Raw genomic sequence first — 1,161 nt, 5'->3', positions numbered from 1 at the left:
GTTTTATTCCCGTTTCTTTAGTGAAATCTTCCTCTATCTCCACCAAACGGACTTAAGCAACAACTGGCAGGGAGTAGTTATTTATCCTCGGCGTTCAGTGGAAAGCGTAGAGACGGCTCGTTATGGGGAGTTAATCAACTCCAGCAGAATTTTACGTTTTTATCTCGAGGAATTAAGAGAAGGGGAATCCCTGGGAATATCGATGTTACAATTAATTATAGCACCAACCGCCAGAGCGATCGAGCAGGGAAAACAATTAATTCCACGGATTAGACAAGAATTCCCTAAGTTCAAACAACAGCAAGAACTTTTAGAATTGATAGAGACAATTTTGGTTTATAAGTTACCCCAAGTCAGTAGAAAGGAGATAGAAGCGATGTTTAGTTTAAGTGATTTAAAACAAACTAAAGTGTATCAGGAAGCTTTAGAGGAAGGTAGAGAGGAAGGCCGACAAGAAGGCGAATTAGCGGCAAAATTAGCCTCTATTCCTCGTTTATTGGCCTTAGGATTAAACTTTGAACAGATAGCACAAGCTTTAGAATTAGATATCGAACAAGTTAGACAAGCAACTCAAAGGGAATAGGAAAAGTTCCAAGCGATCGCATTTTAATAATGGTTTCCCAGTGTTGATCGCTATCAATCAACAGTGTAAAATGTGTCACCATAACGTAACCCACCCAATTGAGATTAAACTGTTTTCAAAAAAGCAAAAAGTGCCTGGGACGAACCCTAGATTATTGCTGGTGTCCTAATCACAAAAAATCTCAAGAAAATCGGCATTCAAATCTATGCTTTATCAATCGCTGATCACGCGCTATCTTCCAGCTTATGTGTGTCAAAAAATCAGCTTTTTACACTGGATAGATAAAGTCATAAAATGTTAACAAATGTTGTCACGATAGGATGTTTCTACTGCTAAATGTTAAATTTTATTACAGGATGCAACATTTGTAGTCCAGATGGATTTAGATTATCCACATAAATGGTCAATTAAATACCCTCTTTATCTGATTTGCCCTACCATCACCTCAGTTATTAGTTATCGGTGGAGATTGTTAAGTAAACAGTAATATTTCCCCATGACGGATTTAATTCTACAAAATCGTTACAAAGTCTTGCGATTAATTGCCGATGGTGGTTTCGGAGAGACTTTTTTGGCAG

1 protein-coding gene is annotated in these 1,161 nt (G+C 37.7%); it reads left to right on the top strand.

The genetic code is table 11. From position 1 onward, the window contains the following. The coding region (locus PX484_RS20145; protein WP_288105270.1) for an Rpn family recombination-promoting nuclease/putative transposase at positions 1-583 on the top strand (583 nt) is incomplete at its 5' end. Positions 584-1,161: the final 578 nt, after the last annotated feature.

This window comes from Microcystis sp. M49636_WE2 (assembly GCF_030065375.1).
In the GTDB taxonomy this organism is placed as follows: Bacteria; Cyanobacteriota; Cyanobacteriia; order Cyanobacteriales; family Microcystaceae; genus Microcystis; species Microcystis aeruginosa_C.
Note: the sequence above shows the minus strand (reverse complement) of the source record. Positions and strands in the feature narration are given on the sequence as shown.